Here is a 17,669-nt window from a genome sequence, read left to right as displayed (position 1 = left end):
CGCGCTACCCCCTTGTCCTTTGTCCTAGTCCTTCAGCGGCACGCCGAGATTTTCGAAGGCAACCGGATCCCGGCTCTTCAACGCACCGGCAAGCAGCAGGCCGACCACCGCGGCAATCAGCACCAGCCCCGGCAGCAACACGCCAAGGAAGCCACCGGCCCCGGACAGGCCACCGAAATTAATGACGATCAGGTAGATGATGACGACGAAAGCGATGAAGGCCAGCCCAGGCAGGATGGTGGTCTTCAGCGCATTCTCCTGCGTCGACGGGTTGGCGCGGAAGTACATCACCACGGCGAGCGAGGCCACCGCCATCATGACGATGACTCCCAGCGTCGCGACATTGGTCAGCCAGGAAAACAGCGCCAGAACCGGATCGAGGCCGAGTATCGCGAACAGTCCGATGACGATCGCTGCCAACACGCTCTGGATGACGGAAGCGACATGCGGGCTCTGGTGCACTGAATGCGTCACGCCGATCGCTTCAGGCAACAGCTTCTCGCGGCCCGAGACGTAGATGTAGCGGGCAACCGCGTTGTGGAACGCCAGCACGCCGGCAAACAGGCTCGACACGAACAGGATGCCCATGGCGTGCGACAGCATGGTTCCGGCGTAGCGGTCGGACAGGCCGAACAGGAAAGTCGTCGGATCCTGAAGCGCCTGCAGTGCCGGCAACAATTTGTCGACGCCGGCGCCGACCGCCATCAGCCAGGCCGTGACCATGTAGAAGACGCCGATCAGCAGCACGGAGAAATAGGTGGCGCGCGGAATGGTCACCTTGGGGTCGCGGGCTTCCTCGGCGTAGATCGTCGTCGCCTCGAAACCGATGAAGGCGGCGAAACAGAACAGGATGGCGATGGCGGGCGAGCCGCTGACGATCTGGCTCCAGCTGAACGGCGCCGCCGAGAGGCCGCTGTCGCCACCGGTCTTGAGGATGGCGAGGTCTAACACCAGCACCACGATGTATTCGCACAGCACCAGCACCGTCAGGATCTTGGCCGAGAGGTCGACCTGGCGGTAGCCCAACACCGCGACGATGGCGACGGCGATGAAGCTCCACACCCACCAGGGCAGGTCGATGCCCCAGCCGGCGAACAGGCCGGCGGTCGCGGCCCCCAGCAGGCCCATGACCCCGATCTGCATGGCGTTGTAGGACAGGATCGCGATGATTGCGGTTGCGCCGCCGGCAAAACCGCCGAGCCCGCGCGCGGCATAGGCATAGAAGGCGCCGGCATTGCCGACATGGCGCGACATGGCGACGTAGCCGACCGCAAACAGCAGCAGCAACACGGTCACGATAAGATAGGTTCCGGCAAAGCCCGCCCCGTTGCCCATAAGCATGCCGAGCGGCGTGCCGCCGGCGACCGCGGTGAGCGGCGCCGCCGCCGAAATCACCATGAAGGTGATAGCGCCGACGCCAAGACTGTTCTTGCGCAGCCTGTTGGCGGGCGCCTGTTCCGAAACTGCTGACATTTGTCCCTCCAGTCTTACGAACCCCTGGGTTCGCGGCCGCTCGGCCTGTTCCCTGAATGCCATCGGTTCATTATTTGAACCCTTATTTTGAATATAGACTTGCAAAGAATGCGGATGCCTGTCAAGTTAATTCACACATTAAGTTTCTATCCGAGCGGGAGGCTGGATGGGTACGGTCGGCAAGGCGATTTCACTTCTGGAGCTGTTCACGGCGGACGAGCCCGAGCTCGGACTTTCCGATCTCGCGCGGCGGTGCGCCTTGGACAAGGCGGCGACGCGGCGGCTGCTGATGGCGCTGGGCGGCCATGGCTTCGTCGAGCAGGATGCCGGCACGCGGCACTATCGCCTCGGCGCCGGCCTGTCGCGGCTGGCGCGTATCCGCGAAGCCTGCTTCCCGTTCCTGCAAACGGCAATTCCCGTGGCGCAGGATTTGGCGGGTTCGACAACCGAGACGGTGCATCTGTCGGAATTCGGCGTCGACAGGCTGATCACCGTTTATGTCGAGCATTCAAGCTGGGCAAACCGGGTGAACATCGATGTCGGCCAGCTTCTGCCGCTGCATTCCACCGCCTCCGGCATCGCCTATCTCGCCTTCGCCGACAACGCGACCGTGAAAGCATGCCTGACAGGTTCGCTTGAGGCCTTCACCGATCATACCCTCGTCGAGCCGGCCGCCATTTCAAAGTCGATCGGCGAGGCGCGCGACCGCGGCTATTCGATCTGCGGCCAGGGCCATGAGGACGGCGTGATCGGCGTCGCGGCTGCAATCCGCGCCGCCAATGGACTTGCGCTGGGGAAAATTGCGGTGGCAGCCCCGAAGGCCAGGACGACACCGGCTGCGATCGTGGAACGAGGGCTTGCGGTTGTGACCGCGGCACGGGAGATTTCGATGCGCCTCAATGGCGAAAACCTGCAAACCCTGAGGAGGCAGGCCTGATGTCTGCAGATATGGCGCCCCGCATCCTGGTCATCGGCACGGGCGATACCAAGACCGACGAACTGCTGTTCATGAAAGCGTGTATCGAGGCATCCGGTGGCCGCGCCGTGATGATGGATGTCAGCGTGCTGGGCGCCCCCGCCTATAGTCCCGATCACGACAAGCATGCCGTTGCGCGGGCCGCTGGCGTGACGATGGCCGAAATCGTCTCGAGCGGCGATGAAAACACCGCCATGACATTGATGGCCGTCGGCGCCGTTCAGCTGGTGCGCCAGCTTCACCAGCGCGGCGAGATCGACGCCTTCATCGCCATCGGTGGTTCGATGGGAACCGATTTGGCGCTCGATGTCGCGCTGTGCCTGCCGCTCGGCGTGCCGAAATTCGTCGTCTCGACCATCGCCTACTCGCATCTCATTCCGCCCGAGCGTGTCGCGCCCGACCTGATGATGATCCTGTGGGCAGGCGGGCTCTACGGCCTCAACACCATCTGCAAGCTGGTCCTTTCCCAGGCCTGCGGCGCGGTGGTCGGTGCGGCGAAGATCGTGCTTGCATCCCGTGCTTCGGCCCCGGCGGTCGGACCGACCATCGGCATGACTTCGCTGGGCAGCAGTTGCCTGCGCTATATGAAGACGCTGAAGCCGGCGTTGGAGCAGCGCGGCTATGACGTCGCAGTCTTTCACACCACCGGGATGGGGGGCCGGGCCTTCGAATCGATCGCCAGCCAGGACCATTTCTGCGCGGTGTTCGACTTCAGCCTGCAGGAGATCACCAATCATCTTGCCGGTTCGGTCGTCAGCTCCGGCGCCGACCGGCTCGAGAATGCCGGCGCCCGCGGCATTCCGCAGATCGCAGCCCCTGGCGCCGTAGACATGGTCGATTTGCCGACCTGGCAGGCGCTGCCGACAAAGTTCGCGCAGCGGCCATTCCATGCTCATAACAGGTTGATCGGCTCGATCACCGTCGATGCCGCCGACCGCCGTGAAGTCGCCAGGACCATCGCCGCCAAGCTCGGTGCGTCGAAGGGGCGCTCCGCTTTCATCCTGCCCTCCGGCGGCATCCAGGAATGGGATGCGCAGGGCGAGCCGCTGTACGAACCCGAAGCCCTCGCGGCGTTCACCGATGAGATGCGCAAGGCCATTCCCGCCGGCGTCGAGTTCCACGAGATCGACGCCCACATCAACAGCGACGAGTTCGTCGGCAAGGCGCTCGAAATCTTCGACCGCTGGGTCGAGGAAGGCATCATCCCGCGCGGCATGCCGGCCAAGGGAGTGGCTGCGTGAGCGCTGTTCCTGCCCAGGCGCTCGTCCTCGATTTCGGCGGCGTCGTCACCCGGACCCTTTTCGAGACCCATGCCTTGACCGAACAGGCGCTCGGCCTCGCGCCGGGAACGCTGCAATGGCACGGGCCGTTCGACCCGGATTCAGATCCGCTGTGGCGCTCCATGCAGGCCAACGACATCAGCGAGCGCGATTATTGGCGCACCCGCACCAGCGAAGTCGGCCGGCTCGTCGGCGAGGACTGGGAGGCAATGGAGACATTCGTCCAGCGCGCACGCGGAGCCGAGCCGGAAAAGATCGTGCGGCCCGAAGCCGTCCGCGCCATCCGGACCGTGCATGCGGCGGGATTTCGCCTGGCGATCCTGTCCAACGAGCTAGATCTGTTCTATGGCGCCGGCTTCCGTCAGCGGCTGCCGCTGCTCGAGCTGTTCGACACCATCGTCGACGCCACCTATACCCGCATCCTCAAGCCCGATCCGCGCGCCTATGCCTTGGTGACCGAGGCGCTTGGCCTGCCTGCCCGCGCCTGTGTGTTCGTTGACGACCAGCAGCGCAATGTCGATGGCGGCCGTGCCGTCGGCATGCGCACCGTTCATTTCGACGTCGCGCGGCCGGCACTTTCCTATGCCGAGGCCCTCGGCCATTTCGACCTCATCTCCTGAGACATTTGCGGAGCCTTGCGATGCGCGACATCAATTTCCTCACCGAGAAAAACGCCAAGCCGATCTGGCATCCGATGGCACACCCGGCCGAGATGCGGGCCAACCCGCCAAAGGTGATCATGAAAGGCGAAGGCGTGATGGTCACCGACATCGACGGCAACACCGTGCTCGATGCGGTTGGCGGACTGTGGAACGTCAATCTCGGCTACTCCTGCGACCCGATCAAGAAGGCCATCGCCGACCAGCTCAGCGCCCTGCCCTACTATTCCGGGTTTCGCGGCACGTCGACCGGCCCGTCGATCGAGCTCGCTTACGAACTCAGCGAATGGTTCGAACCGGAAGGCATGGTGCGGACCTTCTTCACCTCGGGCGGCTCGGATTCGGTCGAAACCGCACTGCGGCTCGCCCGCCAATACTGGAAGATCCGCGGCCAGGGCGACCGGACAAAATTCCTCGCGCTGAAGAAGGGCTATCACGGCACCCATTTCGGTGGCGCGTCAGTCAACGGCAACGCCAATTTCCGCCGCAACTATGAGCCGCTTATGCCCGGCGTCTTCCACATTCCCGCACCCTGGACCTTCCGCAATCCGTTCGATGAGACCGATCCGGCGCGGCTGGCCAAACTGTGCGCCAAAGCGCTGGAGGATGAGATCGCCTTCCAGGGCGGCGACACCATTGCCGCCTTCATCATGGAGCCGGTTCTCGGCGCCGGCGGCGTCATCGTTCCGCATGACAGCTTCATGCCGCTGGTCCGCGAGATATGCGACCGCCACGAAATCCTGCTGATCGCCGACGAGGTGGTCACGGGGTTCGGTCGCACCGGCGCCTGGTCGGGTTCGCGGCTATCCGGCGTGAAGCCGGATTTCATGACCATCGCCAAGGCGATCACCTCGGGCTATTTCCCGCTCGGCGCCACCTTGATCGGCGCCAAGGTCGCCGACGTCTTCGAGGCCGACAAGACCAGCTTCGGGGCGATCGGTCATGGCTATACCTATTCCGGCCATCCTGTCGGCTGCGCGGCAGGGCTGGCTGCACTTGCCGAGACCAAGCGGCTTCGCCTGGACGAGAACGCAGCCGCGCGCGGCATCGAGCTCGCGGCGACGCTGGAGGGGCTAAAAGCCAAGCACGCGATCGTCGGCGACATCAGGTACAAGGGCCTGATGGCTGCGCTAGAGCTGGTCTCCGATCGCACGACGAAAAAGCCGGTGGACAAGAAGACCATGGCCGTGGTTTCGGAAGCCACTTATGACGCCGGCGTCATGCTGCGCGTGTCCGGCAACAACATCATCCTGTCGCCGCCGCTGATCATCGGCGCCGCCGACGTGGCAAAGATCGGCGAGGCCATCGATGCAGGTCTGTCGAGGGCCTGATAGACCCGCTGACGCAATGGAGTTTGGTACGCAATGACCCAATCTGAGAAGAACCCGAGCGAGGAAGCGCTCGTCAAGCGGCGTGCCCGCCTGCTCGGCGCGAAATCGCAATTGTTCTACGACGAGCCCGTGCACCTGGTGCGCGGCGAAGGCGTCTGGCTCTACGATGCCGACGGCCGCAAGTATCTCGATGCCTACAACAACGTCGCCCATGTCGGCCATTGCCACCCGCATGTGGTCGAGGCCTTGTGCCGTCAGGCAAGCCTGCTCAACACCCACACACGCTATCTGCACACCGCAATTCTCGACTATGTCGAGCGGCTGACGGCGACCTTCAATGCAAGCCTCGCCACCGCAATCCTGACCTGCACCGGCAGCGAGGCCAACGACATCGCGCTGCGCATGGCGCAGGCCGCCTCCGGCAATATGGGCATCATCGCCACCGACGCCACCTATCATGGCAACACGACGGCGGTTTCGCAGCTGAGCACGCGCATGCCTCCGATCCGCGGCCGCGCCCCCCATGTCAGGCTGGTGCCGGCCCCCGACAGCTATCGCCATCCCGATGCGATGGCCAATGGCAAGGCCTTTGGCGACGCCGTGCGTCAAGCGATCGCCTCGCTGGCACAGGATGGCATTGGCCTGTCTGGCATCATCTTGTGTCCGCTGCTCGCCAATGAAGGTTTCCCGGCTCTGCCCACCGGATTTTTCGACGACGCCTTGGGGGCCGTGCGCGAAGCCGGTGGTCTGGTCATCGCCGACGAAGTGCAGCCCGGCTTCGGCCGCACCGGCAGCCATTTCTGGGGCCATCAGCGCGCCGGCTTCGTCCCCGACATCGTCACCATGGGCAAGCCGATGGGCAATGGCCATCCGATCGCGGCCGTGGTCACCACCAAGGAGATACTGGCGACCTTCCGCGACGCTTTCCGCTACTTCAACACCTTTGGCGGCAACCCGGTCTCCTGCGCAGTCGCCAATGCCGTCCTCGACGTCATCGAACAGGAAAACCTTGTCGCCAACGCGCAAGACGTCGGCGCCTATGCGCTTGGCCTGCTGCGCCCGCTGGCCGATCGGCATGAGTGCATCGGCGAGGTCAGGGGGGCCGGACTGTTCTTCGGCGCCGAGCTGGTCCACGACCGCGACACGCGCGAACCGGCGCCCGACATTGCCGAGCAGGTCGCCAATCGCATGCGCCATCGCGGCGTGCTGATGGGCAAGACCGGCATCCACGGCAATGTGCTCAAGATCCGCCCGCCCGTGCCGTTCTCGCGCGACAATGCCGAGTTCCTGATCGGCCTGCTGGACGAGGTGCTGGGCGAAGTCGGCGGAGTGCCGGCGTGAATTCTGTTTCCACCCAATCCGAGCCCGAAACGGCAGCCGATGTCACGGAGCTCGCCAGGCGTGCGCTCGAACATTGGGGCGTCCGCAACTCTGAGCCGGAACTTCTGAAGCACCGCGAGAACGCCGTCTTCCGCGTGCGGCTGCCGGATGGCCAGCCGGCAGCCATGCGCATCCACCGGCTCGGCTACCACACGGACGCCGCGCTGCGTTCGGAACTGCAATGGATGGGCTTCCTGCAATCCGCCGGCGTCGCCACGCCGTCTTGCGTCGCAACACAGGCCGGCGATCCGTTCGTGCTTGTCAGAACGGCCACCTCGGCGCAGCCCCGGCAGGCCGATTGCCTGAGCTGGCTGGAGGGCCGCGCCGTGGGCGCACGCGGCGTGCCACTGGCCCACACGGCCGACCAGTCGATCCAGATCTTCACGGCGATCGGGCGGACCATCGCCCATATGCACAATGTCACTGCCTCGTGGACGCCGCCCGCGGGCTTCGTCCGCCATGCCTGGGACTTCGACGGCTTCTTCGGTGCGAACCCGGTCTGGGGCCGGTTCGAGACCTCGCCCTTTCTCGATGGTCCTCGCCGCGCGCTGGTCTTGCAGGCGCGCGACAAGGCAGTGAAGGCGCTGTCGGAACATGAGCGCAGCGCGTGCAATTTCGGCATCATCCACGCCGATCTGGTGCGCGAAAATGTGCTCATCCATGACAGCGCGGTGCGCATCATCGATTTCGACGATTGCGGCCATGGCTGGCACATGTACGACCTTGCCGTCGCCCTCTATCAGAACCGCGAGGAGGCGATCTACCCGCTGATCGAAACCGCTTTGCTTGACGGCTACCAGCAAGAGCGTGCGCTGATCCCGCAGGACATCGCCGCATTGCCTCTATTCGCCGCGTTGCGTGCCTTCGCCTTTCTCGGCTGGGTGCAAAGCCGCGTCGAAGGCGACATCACCAGGGATGTCGGCTTGCGGATGTCGACCATCGCAGCCGATGTGGTGATTGACTACCTGCGCGGCGAACAGCCCAACTGACGAGCCGATGAGAGCCGTCAGCTCTTGGCGAAATGGATGCTGACCGTTCCCGAGCTGCCGAAGTCGGCGACGATGGTATCGCCGGGCCGCGCCTCGACCGGGCGCACAAACGATCCGGACAGCACCACCTCGCCGGCCGCGATGGACATGCCGTAGCGGGCGAGCCTGTCCGCCAGCCAGGCAATGCCCATCGCCGGATGGTTGAGCACGCCTGCGCCAAGCCCGGTCTCCTCGACCTCCGCATTGCGCGAGACGATGGCGCCGATCCAGCGCATATCGGCTTCATCGGGTCGTTGCGGCCGGCCGCCGACGACAATGCCGGCATTGGCGGCGTTGTCGGAAATCGTATCGAAGAAAGTGCGCGCCTTCTTTGTCTCGGCATTGACGCGTTCGATGCGCGTGTCGAGGATTTCGAGCGCCGGCGTGATATAATCGGTGGCGTTGAGCACGTCGAAGATGGTCACGCCTGGGCCCCTCAGCGGCGCCTTCATGACGAAGGCTATCTCGGCCTCGACGCGCGGCTGGATGAAGCGGCCGACGGGTATCGTCGCGCCGTCGTTGAAGAACATGTCGTCGAACAGCACGCCCGAATCCGGCGTGTCGATGGAGAGCGCATATTGCATCGCCTTCGATGTCAGGCCGATCTTCCAGCCCTTCGGGGTCAGCCCGGCATCGGTCTTGCGTTTCACCAGCGCTGCCTGGACGCGATAGGCATCCTCCATCGTCGCGTCGGGAAAATCGAGGCTGAGCAGACGGATCTGGCGGCGCGAACGCTCGGCTTCGAACAGCCTTGCCGCGGCATCTTCAACTTGCTCGGGGGTCACGATGCTGCCTCGTCGACGACCCCGTTGCGGAGCACGCCGATGCCGTCGGCTTCGACTTCGATCACGTCGCCCGGCTTCAGCCAGATCGGCGGGTCGAAGCGGGCGCCGGCGCCGGTCGGCGTACCGGTGACGATGATATCGCCTGGCACCAGCGTGGTGAAGGTGGAGACATAGGCGATGATCTTGCGGAACGAGAAGATCATCCGGCTGGTGCGGTCCTGCTGGCGCAATTCGCCATTGACGCGGGTGGTCAGCGCGATGTCGGCAATCTGCGCCTCGTCGGTGAACGGCACCAGCCACGGACCGAGCGAGCCGGTGCGGTCGAAATTCTTGCCCTGCGTGACGTTGAACTTGGCGTGCCGTACCCAATCGCGAATGGTGCCTTCGTTGCACAGGGATAGTGCCGCGATATGGTCAAGCGCATCCCTCTCGGCGATGCGTCGTCCACCCTTGCCGATGACGATGACGATCTCGCCCTCATAGTCCAGCTGCGGCGATTCCGGCGGCCGCACCAGCGGCGCGTCGTGGCCGACGAAGGAGCGGGGGAAGCGGATGAACAGCGACGGGTTGGAAGGCGCGGCCTGGCCGTCCTTGTACTCTTCGTTGCGGTCCGGGTAGTTGACGCCGACGCAGATGATCTTTTCCGGCGACGGCAGAGGGATTTCATAAGCGATGGCGCCGACTGGAAAATCGACGGCGTAGGCTTCGGCCTCTTCCGCCAGCCGCCGTAGCACGCCGGCCTCGATCACTTCGCGCAGCGTCGGCCACTGGCTGTGCCGCGCCGACAGGTCGACGACGCCCTTATCTGTGACCGCGCCATAGCGCGTCTTGCCGCCGACGGTGAAGGTGGCGAGCCGCCCATGTGCAGTCATCCCGGTCTCCGTCAGGTTCGCGTCTGTGGTCACGGTGCGATGATCGGCGACGCCGTCAAATCCGGTTGGCGTGCGGCCGCGCCGGCAAAGGTGCTGCCCTCCTCGAACCAGCTTTTCGGCGCCGGCGCGCCCCATAGCGTCTGGCGCTGCGGGTCCTTGAGGTCCCATTTGATCGGCTCCAGATCCGGATCGACCGTCTGGTAGTCCGAGCAATAGATCTCGATGCGGTGATTGTCCGGGTCGCGGACATAAAGGAAGAAGGCGTTGGAAATGCCATGCCGGCCTGGGCCGCGCTCGATATTTGCGAGGTAACCCGTCGTCGCCATCAGGTCGAGCAGGTCGATGATGTTGAGCGGTGTCGGCACCCAAAAGGCGACGTGATGCAGGCGCGGACCCACACCGTTGGTGAAGGCGATGTCGTGGACGCCGCCCTTGCGGTGCGTCCAGGCCGCCCACAGCTTTCCGCTACTCGCATCCTCGGTGTATTCGGTGACGCGGAAGCCAAGCTCGTTGTAGAAGGCGACGGACTCGTCGACATTGGGCGAGAAGCAGTTGAAGTGGTCGATGCGCAGCGGCTTCACGCCCTTGTAGAGCGCATATTTCTGATGAATCGGCGGCAGCCTTTCCATTTGGGCAAAGAACTCGAGCGGAATGCCGTGCGGGTCGCGGGTGCGGAAGGTGCGCGACTGGTACTGTCGCTCGACCCACTCGACCGGCAGGCCTTTTGCCTTGAAGAAATGCTCGGCCTTGTCGAGATCCTCATCCGAAAAAACCCTGAAGCCGAGATCGCGGGCTTCGGCGCTGCCGGCCTTCTTCAGCACGATGCAGTGGTGTCCGCGCTCTTCCAACGCCCTTAGATAGATGGCTTCCGATGTCTCGTCGGTAACCTGCAGGCCGAGCGTGTCGACATAGAAGGCGCGGGATTTCGCAAGGTCGGTGACCGCCAGTTCGACATGGCTGAGGCGCACGATGTTGAAGGCGGGATAGAGGTTTGGTTTGGGCAGTGGCATCCGATGTCCTCCGGTCAGCCGCCGAGTTTCTGGATCGCGTGCGCTGAAGTGGCGAAGGCGATGTTCTTCGTCTCCATGTAGAAATCGAAGGAATGGTCGCCGCCGTCGCGGCCGATGCCGGAATTCTTGACGCCGCCAAACGGCGTCGGCAAATGCCGCACATTCTCCGAATTGACCCAGATCATGCCGGCGTCCAGCGCATCGGTGAAGCGGAAGGCGCGGGTAACATCCGACGTCCAGAGATAGCCGGTCAGGCCGTATTGGGTGTCGTTGGCCAGCGCCAGCGCTTCGGCCTCGTCCTTGAAGGAAATGGCAGTCAGCACCGGCCCGAAAATCTCTTCCTGGGCAATGCGCATCCTGTTGGTGGCGCCGGTAAACAGCGTCGGGCTGACATAGCAGCCACCGCCCGGACCGGCGAACTTGCCGCCGCCGGCGGCTACCACCGCGCCTTCCGATTTGCCGATCTCGATATAGGACAGCACCTTTTCCTCGTGCACCGGATGGATCAGCGGACCGACCACCGTTTTGGGATCGAGCGGATGGCCAACCTTGATGCGCTTTGCCTTCTCCGCGACCAGATCCGTGAATGTGTCGTAGACCGAGGCTTCGACCAGCAGCCGCGACGATGAGGTGCAGCGTTCGCCGTTGAGCGAGTAGATCATGAACACGGCCGCATCCGCCGCACGTTCGAGATCGGCGTCGGCGAAGACGATCACCGGGTTCTTCCCGCCCAGTTCGAAATGCACGCGCTTCAGCGTATCGGCGCCCTGTTTCATGATCATCGAGCCGGTGCGGCTCTCACCGACAAAACCGATCGCCTTGATGTCAGGGTGCTCGGTCAGCGCCTTGCCGGCGTGCTCGCCGAGGCCGTTGACCAGGTTCCACACGCCTTTCGGCAGGCCGGCCTCCTCGGCGATCTCGACCAGCAGGCGAGCGGTCAGCGGCGAAAATTCGGCCGGCTTGTGGACGACGGTGCAGCCTGCCGCCAGCGCCGGCGCGATCTTCCATGTCGACAGCATGAACGGCGTGTTCCACGGCGTGATGATGCCGACCGGGCCGATCGGCACGCGCGTGGTGATGTTGACCTGGCCTGTCGTGCGCAGCGTCTCGCCGTCGCGCGCTTCCGGCGCGCGGTCGGCGAAGAAGCGGAAATTCTCGGCGCCGCGCAGCGCGGCCTTGGCCATGAATTTCAGCGCCTGGCCGGTGTCCATGCACTCGACGAAGGCGATCTCCTCGGCGCGCGCTTCGATCGCATCGGCTATCTTGTGCAGCAGCTTCTTGCGCCCGTCGCCCGGCATGGCGGCCCAGGCCGGGAACGCCGCCTTTGCCGCCTTGGCGGCGCGGTCGATATCGGCGGCACTGCCACGCGCGACCTTGGCCAGCGGCTTGAGATCGACCGGCGACATGGCCTCGAAGGTCGAGCCATCCACCGCCGGCACCGCTTCGCCGCCGATCTGGTTCAGCACGCCGTCGCGCTTGAAACGGGCCAGATAGGCCTCGGCCTTTTTCAGATTGCCTTCGAGGTCGGACATATCAGCTTCCGTCACTTGCCGCGCAGTCGCGGATGGATTGCGTTTTTCTTCCAGCTCAGTACCGGGTCGATCTCCCTGATCTCCAGGGAAAGAGCGAAATGCGGGGTCTCGAACAGGGGGCCAAGGTATTCGCTCACCGCGGCGAAGACCGCCTCCCCGGTTCGTTTCTTGTCCTGGGCGCTGCGCCCGGTTCCAATGCGAAACGACATGTCGAGGAAAGCGTTTTCCGGCAGGCTGTCGGCGATGGCATAGGCTTCCGCACGGAAGGCCCGCACCCGCACCGCGCCGGTTTCAAACAGCCCGGTGCCGAGCACGGTGCGCAACACCAGCGCGCACAATTCGCTCATGTCGACCTTGGCATCGAGGTTGGCCGAATACTCGATGGAAAAGTGAGGCACCGCGTCTCGTTCCCCGGATTGTTCCACTGTTGTAGTTAACGCGTTAAATACATGCAGCATCACTGAAGTCAAGCCTTGCATCCAAGTTGAGGCGACGATACGGGATGGAAAGGTCAGGTTTTTGCGTGCGGTCCCGCCGACCGCCCGCATCATTGGGGACGCTGCTTCTTGCTGCCTGAAAACACCCGTCGTTCTCTGCCGATGGCGCTGCTCCATGCCCGCGAAGTGGTGATGGCGCGGTTTCGCCCTATGCTGGCGGCGCATGACGTGACCGAACAGCAATGGCGTGTGCTGCGCGTTCTGAGCGAGGCCGGCCCTGTCGAGGCGACTGAACTTGCCGATCGCGCTTCGGTGCTGCCGCCCAGCCTGACACGCATCATCAAGACGCTCGAGGGCCGAAAATTCATCACCCGCAACAAGGCGGAAGGCGATGGCCGCCGTGTCGTTCTGACGATCGCCCCGGCGGGCTCCGCCCTTATCGATGCCTTGTCGCCGGAACGCCTCGTCATCTACCGCGACATCGAACAGCGCTTCGGACATGAGAGGCTCGAGCAATTGCTCGATCTGCTGGAGAGCCTGATCGCCGGCGAGAGCTGATTGCTGCGGCTCAGCCGCCAAAGCTGCCAAGCCGCGTCGGCTGCGTGTAATTGCGGTCGACATAGAGCAAGGCCGAGCCGCCGCTGCCGTGCCTGACATCGATAACGCGGCCGATCATGACATTATGCGTGCCGACGATGTGCACATCCTCGATCTCGCAATCGAAATTGACGATCGCATCGGACAGCGCCGGCGTGCCTGAGGCCAGCGTTTGCCAGCGCGCCGCCGAATAGCGTGCCTCCATGTCCCTGGTCGCGTCGGCGAACTTGCCGGCTAGGTGCATATGGTCATGCGTCAGCACGTTGACGCAGAAGCGCCGGTTGGCGAGGAACATGGCGGCCTGCGTCGAGCGGCCGTTCATGCACACCAGCAGTGTCGGCGGTTCGTCCGACACACTGCACATGGCGGTGGCGGTGAAGCCGCCGCGCCCGGCCGGACCATCTGTCGTGACGATGTTGACCGGCGCGCAGACCCTTGCCATGGCGTCGCGGAAATCGGCCTTCGAAATCTGCGTGGCCATCTGACATCACCCGGCCGTAGAAGCGAGCGGATTGAGCCAGGTATCTCCCGTCCAGCCGTTCTCGTCATAGTCGGCCATGCAGGTGTCGACCAGTTCTTCCATGGCCTTCAGCCGGCCGCCGCGTTCGGCGCCCTTCAGCACCTGCAGCCGCACCTCTTCCGGCGCACCGGCATAGTTGAGTTCGTAGAGCGCGTGGCGGCCGCCGAACTCGGTGCCGGTCGCGTCCCACAACAGTTTCATGATCTTGATGCGCTCGACATGGCCCATGTCGTTGGAACCGCGCACATATTGCGCGAGGTATTTGTCGATCTCGGGATTGTTGAAGTCGCGCACTGATGACGGCAGGTAGATCAACCCAGAAGCGATCACCCGGCGCACCGTGTCGATGACGCGCGGATAGGCTTCCGACATGAAAGTCCGGTAGGCAAGGGCTGCTTCCAGGTTGGGCAGGACAGCGCCATTCGCCCAGGGGATCGGATTGTAGGCCATGGCGTTGGAGAAACTCCAGAACATGTGCCTGAGCGCGATCACCTCGCCCAGCGCCGCCTGGTTGCCGCGGAAGGCATCGCCGCCGGTGGCGCGCAGCGCCTTTGCCAGCAGGCCGGCGAGGAAGTCGAGCTTGACGGCAAAGCGTGTGCAGCCCTGGAAGCAATAGCCATGCATGAAGCCCGAAGCCGGATGGAAGGACAGGATTTTCTGCGCCTCGCGCAGCACCAGCACGTCCTCCCAGGGGATGAAGACATTGTCGAGCACCAGGATGGCATCGTTCTCGTCGAAGCGCGACGACAACGGATAGTCGAACGGAGCCGCCGCCGTGTTGGCCGTCTGCTCATAGGAGACGCGGCAGAACATCTTTACCCCCGGCGCATTCATCGGCACGATGAACATGACCGACAGCGACGGATCTTCGGTGACCGTCGCCGAACTCTGCGCCAGGAAATTGTAGTGGGTCAGCGCCGAGGACGTCGCCACCACCTTGGCGCCGGAGACATAGATGCCGGCGTCGGTCTCCTTGGTGATGTGGACGAAGACATCCTTCACCTGTTCGGCCGGCTTGTGGCGGTCGATCGGCGGGTTGACGATGGCGTGGTTCATGAACAGCACGGCTTCCTGCGCACGCTTGTGCCAGGCGAGCGCATTGTCCTTGAACGGGCCGTACCAGTCGGCATTGGCGCCGAGCGTGTTCATCAGTGCCGCCTTGTAATCGGGCGTGCGGCCCATCCAGCCATAGGACATGCGTGACCACTCGGCGATCGCGGTCTGCTGGGCCGCGAGTTCGCCGGAGGATTTGGCGACGCGGAAATATTTGTGGGTGTAGCCGCCCGAACCGGTATCGGTAGGCGAGGTCAGCGTGCCCTGCCGCTTGGGATCGTGCAGCGCATCATAGAGGCGCGCCAGCGACCGCGCCGAATTGCGCATCGCCGGATGGGTGGTGACATCGGCAATGCGCTCGCCGTTGATGTAGACCTCGCGGCCGTCGCGCAAGCTCTCCAGATACTCGGCCCCGGTGAACGGGCGCCCATTGTCGGCACGAAAGTCTTCCGATCGCATGATGTTCCTCCACTTATGGCATCAACTCTAGCTCTCCTGGCAAGGATCGGTTAGGACGTAACGGCAAAACCGATTGGACTTTTTCCGGCGCCATGAGCCTCAATTCCATTCCTGATTTCTTTGTCTATGGCGAGCCGGTGCGGCCGCTCGATGTCGGCTTCCTGCATGTCGAGACGGTGCTTGCGCGCAGCAACATTCATCTCGGCCAGGTTGCCGCGCACAAGCATCCGCAAATGGGCCAGATCACCTACTGGACAAGCGGCTCCGGCGCTTATCGCATCGAGGATCAATCCTGGCACTTTTCGGCGCCGGCCGTCAGCTTCGTGCCGAGCACCATCGTGCATGGCTTCTCGATCGGGCCCGGCACCGACGCCATCGTCGTTTCGGTCGCCGATGATGCGCTTGCGGCAATAGCCGCTCACAGCCTGCTGCCATTGGATCGGCCGGTCTTTGCCGATAGCCTTCCTCAGCACGTCGCGTGGAAAAGGCTTGCGGCGGTGCTGGAGATGATCGCCACGGAATATGCCGAGGCGCAGGCCGGGAGTGACAAGACCCTGCCGGCGCTGATTGCCGTCGCGCTCTCCCACGTCGCGCGTCTTGGTCCCGAGGTAATGGAAGCGACTGGCTCTTCCGATGCTGCATTGGCGCGCGGCTTGCGCCGTCTGGTCGATGCGCATTTCCGCGACAACTGGCCCGTCGACCGCTACGTCGAGGCGCTGGCCACGACACCGCATCTTCTCGACAAGGCCGCCCATACGGTGCTTGGCAGCGGCGTCAAGCGACTCATCGGCGAGCGACGGTTGCTGGAGGCCAAGCGCTTGCTGCTGTTCACCGTGCGCACCGTCGAGGACATCGCCTACGAAATCGGCTTCGAAGATCCGGCCTATTTCTCACGCTTCTTCCGGGAGCGGGTTGGCCAGGCGCCCGCCGCCTGGCGCCGCGCGCAGCTGGGGCAGAGTTGAAGCTTCAGCGCCGGCCAAGATCAGGCGTTTGAGCCGACACGCCGGCCAGGCACGGCGCCGCCGAGTTGATCCACCTGTTGATAGGTGTGCCGCGCAGCATCACCCCGCGCACGGCGCGGCGCATCGATTGATGTCGCCGCGAAACTTGCTGGTGTTTTTTGTCACTTCCAAACGGTTCGTTATTTGAACCACCATTTTATGTGCTATGAGCGGACTGCAAGGTGGATTGGCTTCCGTCCCATGCGAAGTATCTTGAGGATGCACGATGAGCACAGTCGGCAAAGCGATATCGCTGTTGGAGCAGTTCACGCTCGGCGAACCGGAGATCGGCCTGTCCGAGCTCGCCCGCAAAACCGGCCTCGACAAGGCGACGGCGCGGCGCCTGCTGATGGCGCTGGCCGACCACCGCTTGATCGAACAGGAGCCGGCAAGCCGCCGCTACCGGCTCGGCGCCGGCCTGTCGCGGCTGGCCCGCTTTCGCGACGCGCATTTTCCCTTCGTGCGCGTGGCAGCACCTGTGGTTCGCGAGCTGGCGCTGGAAACAGGCGAAACGGTGCATCTGTCGGAATTCAGCGCCGGCGCACTGCTGACCGTCCACGTCGAACTCTCGGCAAAGGCCAACCGGGTCAATGTCGATGTCGGCCAGGTGCTGCCCTTGCACGGCACCGCCTCCGGCATCGCCTTTCTCGCCGCTTCGCCTCGGGAAGCGGCCGAGGCCTATGTCGACAAGCCGTTGCCGACCTTCACGCCACACACGGTGACGCAGCCCGAAAGGCTGATGAAGGCGATCCGGCTTGCCGCCAAGCGCGGCTATTCCTCGAGCTCCCAAGGCTATGAAGAAGGCGTGCACAGCATAGCCGCGGCAATCCTCGGCTCCGATGGGCGTCCTCTCGGTGCGCTCGCGGTGGCCTCGCCTGTGTCACGCGCCGATGACAGCATGGCAGCCAGCCAGGGCGAAGCGGTGATCCAGGCGGCGCGGCTGATTTCAGCGCGCCTGGCCGGCGAAGCCTGACATCTCTACCGTCGCAGGGGAGATGATTAGCGGGTTAAGTTCCCAGCGGCGCACCGGCCTTGCCGCGAGACCGGAACGCTTCGTCTGGGACAGGCGGCTGGAGCGCAGCAAGGAAGAATTGTTGTCGCCCGCCCGCGCGTCGCCCACGATCTCGGAAATCGCCTTTGCCTGCGGGTTCAATTCGAGTGCGCATTTTTCGCGCGCGTTCGAGAGCCGGTACGATGTGGCCCGCGGGAGTTGCGCCAGAGGCTGAGGGCGGTGGTGCATTAAGGGGTGGGCCGTTTGCCGGATCTTGGAGAGCGC

General features: G+C 64.0%; 18 protein-coding genes. 10 read left to right on the top strand and 8 right to left on the bottom strand.

Features of this window, described 5'->3' with window-relative positions; translation table 11 throughout:
- Positions 1-24 precede the first annotated feature (24 nt).
- Complete coding sequence (locus tag NKI37_RS10635; protein WP_023692262.1) at positions 25-1,473, bottom strand: APC family permease; 1,449 nt, start codon at positions 1,471-1,473, stop codon at positions 25-27.
- A gap of 166 nt (positions 1,474-1,639) precedes the next feature.
- Between NKI37_RS10635 and NKI37_RS10630 the strand changes: the two genes are divergently transcribed.
- The 6 genes from NKI37_RS10630 to NKI37_RS10605 are packed head-to-tail and all read left to right on the top strand — an operon-like array spanning position 1,640 to position 8,088.
- Positions 1,640-2,410, top strand: coding sequence for an IclR family transcriptional regulator (locus NKI37_RS10630; RefSeq protein WP_352787588.1), 771 nt, complete (start codon positions 1,640-1,642; stop codon positions 2,408-2,410).
- Positions 2,410-3,690, top strand: coding sequence for a Tm-1-like ATP-binding domain-containing protein (locus tag NKI37_RS10625; protein ID WP_352787585.1), 1,281 nt, complete (start codon positions 2,410-2,412; stop codon positions 3,688-3,690). The genes NKI37_RS10630 and NKI37_RS10625 overlap by 1 nt, the downstream gene beginning before the upstream one ends.
- A complete protein-coding gene (locus tag NKI37_RS10620) occupies positions 3,687-4,349 on the top strand; it encodes an HAD family hydrolase (RefSeq protein ID WP_023704730.1) in 663 nt (220 codons plus the stop codon). Before NKI37_RS10625 ends, NKI37_RS10620 begins: the two co-directional genes overlap by 4 nt.
- A gap of 20 nt (positions 4,350-4,369) precedes the next feature.
- A complete protein-coding gene (locus NKI37_RS10615) occupies positions 4,370-5,719 on the top strand; it encodes an aminotransferase class III-fold pyridoxal phosphate-dependent enzyme (RefSeq protein ID WP_023708115.1) in 1,350 nt (449 codons plus the stop codon).
- Positions 5,720-5,752: 33 nt separating this feature from the next.
- Positions 5,753-7,060: an aminotransferase class III-fold pyridoxal phosphate-dependent enzyme gene (locus NKI37_RS10610; protein WP_352787582.1), complete on the top strand. Its 1,308-nt coding sequence runs from the start codon at positions 5,753-5,755 to the stop codon at positions 7,058-7,060.
- Positions 7,057-8,088: a phosphotransferase enzyme family protein gene (locus NKI37_RS10605; protein WP_023804439.1), complete on the top strand. Its 1,032-nt coding sequence runs from the start codon at positions 7,057-7,059 to the stop codon at positions 8,086-8,088. Before NKI37_RS10610 ends, NKI37_RS10605 begins: the two co-directional genes overlap by 4 nt.
- A gap of 17 nt (positions 8,089-8,105) precedes the next feature.
- Here NKI37_RS10605 and hpaH read toward each other — a convergent pair whose 3' ends face one another.
- The 5 genes from hpaH to NKI37_RS10580 are packed head-to-tail and all read right to left on the bottom strand — an operon-like array spanning position 8,106 to position 12,724.
- Positions 8,106-8,915 carry a 2-oxo-hept-4-ene-1,7-dioate hydratase gene (gene hpaH / locus NKI37_RS10600; RefSeq protein WP_352787704.1) on the bottom strand — a complete coding sequence of 270 codons (810 nt, stop codon included), beginning with the start codon at positions 8,913-8,915 and terminating at the stop codon, positions 8,106-8,108.
- Entirely contained in the window at positions 8,909-9,784 is an 876-nt protein-coding gene (locus NKI37_RS10595; protein WP_023820912.1) for a fumarylacetoacetate hydrolase family protein, read from the bottom strand. Before NKI37_RS10595 ends, hpaH begins: the two co-directional genes overlap by 7 nt.
- 29 nt (positions 9,785-9,813) lie before the next feature.
- A complete protein-coding gene (gene hpaD, locus NKI37_RS10590; RefSeq protein ID WP_352787577.1) occupies positions 9,814-10,794 on the bottom strand; it encodes a 3,4-dihydroxyphenylacetate 2,3-dioxygenase in 981 nt (326 codons plus the stop codon).
- 14 nt (positions 10,795-10,808) lie between these two features.
- Positions 10,809-12,326 (bottom strand): 5-carboxymethyl-2-hydroxymuconate semialdehyde dehydrogenase, encoded by a 1,518-nt coding sequence (gene hpaE, locus NKI37_RS10585; protein WP_352787574.1) that lies wholly within the window; start codon positions 12,324-12,326, stop codon positions 10,809-10,811.
- An 11-nt stretch (positions 12,327-12,337) separates the two neighbouring features.
- Positions 12,338-12,724, bottom strand: a complete 387-nt coding sequence (locus NKI37_RS10580; protein ID WP_023686935.1) for a 5-carboxymethyl-2-hydroxymuconate Delta-isomerase — start codon at positions 12,722-12,724, stop codon at positions 12,338-12,340.
- A 201-nt stretch (positions 12,725-12,925) separates the two neighbouring features.
- On the opposite strand from NKI37_RS10580, the gene hpaR reads away from it, so the two are divergent.
- The gene (gene hpaR / locus NKI37_RS10575) at positions 12,926-13,321 is read left to right on the top strand and encodes a homoprotocatechuate degradation operon regulator HpaR (protein ID WP_023704722.1); all 396 of its coding nucleotides are present in this window, start codon (positions 12,926-12,928) and stop codon (positions 13,319-13,321) included.
- 10 nt (positions 13,322-13,331) lie between these two features.
- On the opposite strand, the gene NKI37_RS10570 is transcribed toward hpaR, so the two are convergent.
- Complete coding sequence (locus NKI37_RS10570) at positions 13,332-13,841, bottom strand: flavin reductase (protein ID WP_023753967.1); 510 nt, start codon at positions 13,839-13,841, stop codon at positions 13,332-13,334.
- A 6-nt stretch (positions 13,842-13,847) separates the two neighbouring features.
- Positions 13,848-15,392: a 4-hydroxyphenylacetate 3-hydroxylase N-terminal domain-containing protein gene (locus NKI37_RS10565; protein WP_023804440.1), complete on the bottom strand. Its 1,545-nt coding sequence runs from the start codon at positions 15,390-15,392 to the stop codon at positions 13,848-13,850.
- Between the two features lie 92 nt (positions 15,393-15,484).
- Here NKI37_RS10565 and NKI37_RS10560 point away from each other — a divergent pair, with 92 nt between their 5' ends.
- The 3 genes from NKI37_RS10560 to NKI37_RS10550 all read left to right on the top strand — a co-directional run bounded on the left by NKI37_RS10560 (position 15,485) and on the right by NKI37_RS10550 (position 17,619).
- The gene (locus NKI37_RS10560; protein ID WP_352787569.1) at positions 15,485-16,354 is read left to right on the top strand and encodes a helix-turn-helix domain-containing protein; all 870 of its coding nucleotides are present in this window, start codon (positions 15,485-15,487) and stop codon (positions 16,352-16,354) included.
- A gap of 265 nt (positions 16,355-16,619) precedes the next feature.
- Positions 16,620-17,366, top strand: coding sequence for an IclR family transcriptional regulator (locus NKI37_RS10555; RefSeq protein ID WP_023667822.1), 747 nt, complete (start codon positions 16,620-16,622; stop codon positions 17,364-17,366).
- A gap of 22 nt (positions 17,367-17,388) precedes the next feature.
- On the top strand, positions 17,389-17,619 hold the full coding sequence (locus NKI37_RS10550; protein ID WP_023708113.1) for a helix-turn-helix domain-containing protein: 231 nt from the start codon (positions 17,389-17,391) through the stop codon (positions 17,617-17,619).
- Positions 17,620-17,669: the final 50 nt, after the last annotated feature.

The organism is Mesorhizobium sp. M0626, from assembly GCF_040320665.1.
GTDB lineage: Bacteria > Pseudomonadota > Alphaproteobacteria > Rhizobiales > Rhizobiaceae > Mesorhizobium.
Note: the sequence above shows the minus strand (reverse complement) of the source record. Positions and strands in the feature narration are given on the sequence as shown.

What these genes read in the sequence shown, in the direction of transcription:
- NKI37_RS10635 (WP_023692262.1), bottom strand. Translation starts at nt 1,473, where the DNA reads ATGTCAGCAGTTTCGGAACAGGCGCCCGCCAACAGGCTGCGCAAGAAC.
- NKI37_RS10630 (WP_352787588.1), top strand. Translation starts at nt 1,640, where the DNA reads ATGGGTACGGTCGGCAAGGCGATTTCACTTCTGGAGCTGTTCACGGCG.
- NKI37_RS10625 (WP_352787585.1), top strand. Translation starts at nt 2,410, where the DNA reads ATGTCTGCAGATATGGCGCCCCGCATCCTGGTCATCGGCACGGGCGAT.
- NKI37_RS10615 (WP_023708115.1), top strand. Translation starts at nt 4,370, where the DNA reads ATGCGCGACATCAATTTCCTCACCGAGAAAAACGCCAAGCCGATCTGG.
- NKI37_RS10610 (WP_352787582.1), top strand. Translation starts at nt 5,753, where the DNA reads ATGACCCAATCTGAGAAGAACCCGAGCGAGGAAGCGCTCGTCAAGCGG.
- NKI37_RS10595 (WP_023820912.1), bottom strand. Translation starts at nt 9,784, where the DNA reads ATGACTGCACATGGGCGGCTCGCCACCTTCACCGTCGGCGGCAAGACG.
- hpaD (WP_352787577.1), bottom strand. Translation starts at nt 10,794, where the DNA reads ATGCCACTGCCCAAACCAAACCTCTATCCCGCCTTCAACATCGTGCGC.
- hpaE (WP_352787574.1), bottom strand. Translation starts at nt 12,326, where the DNA reads ATGTCCGACCTCGAAGGCAATCTGAAAAAGGCCGAGGCCTATCTGGCC.
- hpaR (WP_023704722.1), top strand. Translation starts at nt 12,926, where the DNA reads ATGGCGCTGCTCCATGCCCGCGAAGTGGTGATGGCGCGGTTTCGCCCT.
- NKI37_RS10570 (WP_023753967.1), bottom strand. Translation starts at nt 13,841, where the DNA reads ATGGCCACGCAGATTTCGAAGGCCGATTTCCGCGACGCCATGGCAAGG.
- NKI37_RS10565 (WP_023804440.1), bottom strand. Translation starts at nt 15,392, where the DNA reads ATGCGATCGGAAGACTTTCGTGCCGACAATGGGCGCCCGTTCACCGGG.
- NKI37_RS10560 (WP_352787569.1), top strand. Translation starts at nt 15,485, where the DNA reads ATGAGCCTCAATTCCATTCCTGATTTCTTTGTCTATGGCGAGCCGGTG.
- NKI37_RS10555 (WP_023667822.1), top strand. Translation starts at nt 16,620, where the DNA reads ATGAGCACAGTCGGCAAAGCGATATCGCTGTTGGAGCAGTTCACGCTC.
- NKI37_RS10550 (WP_023708113.1), top strand. Translation starts at nt 17,389, where the DNA reads ATGATTAGCGGGTTAAGTTCCCAGCGGCGCACCGGCCTTGCCGCGAGA.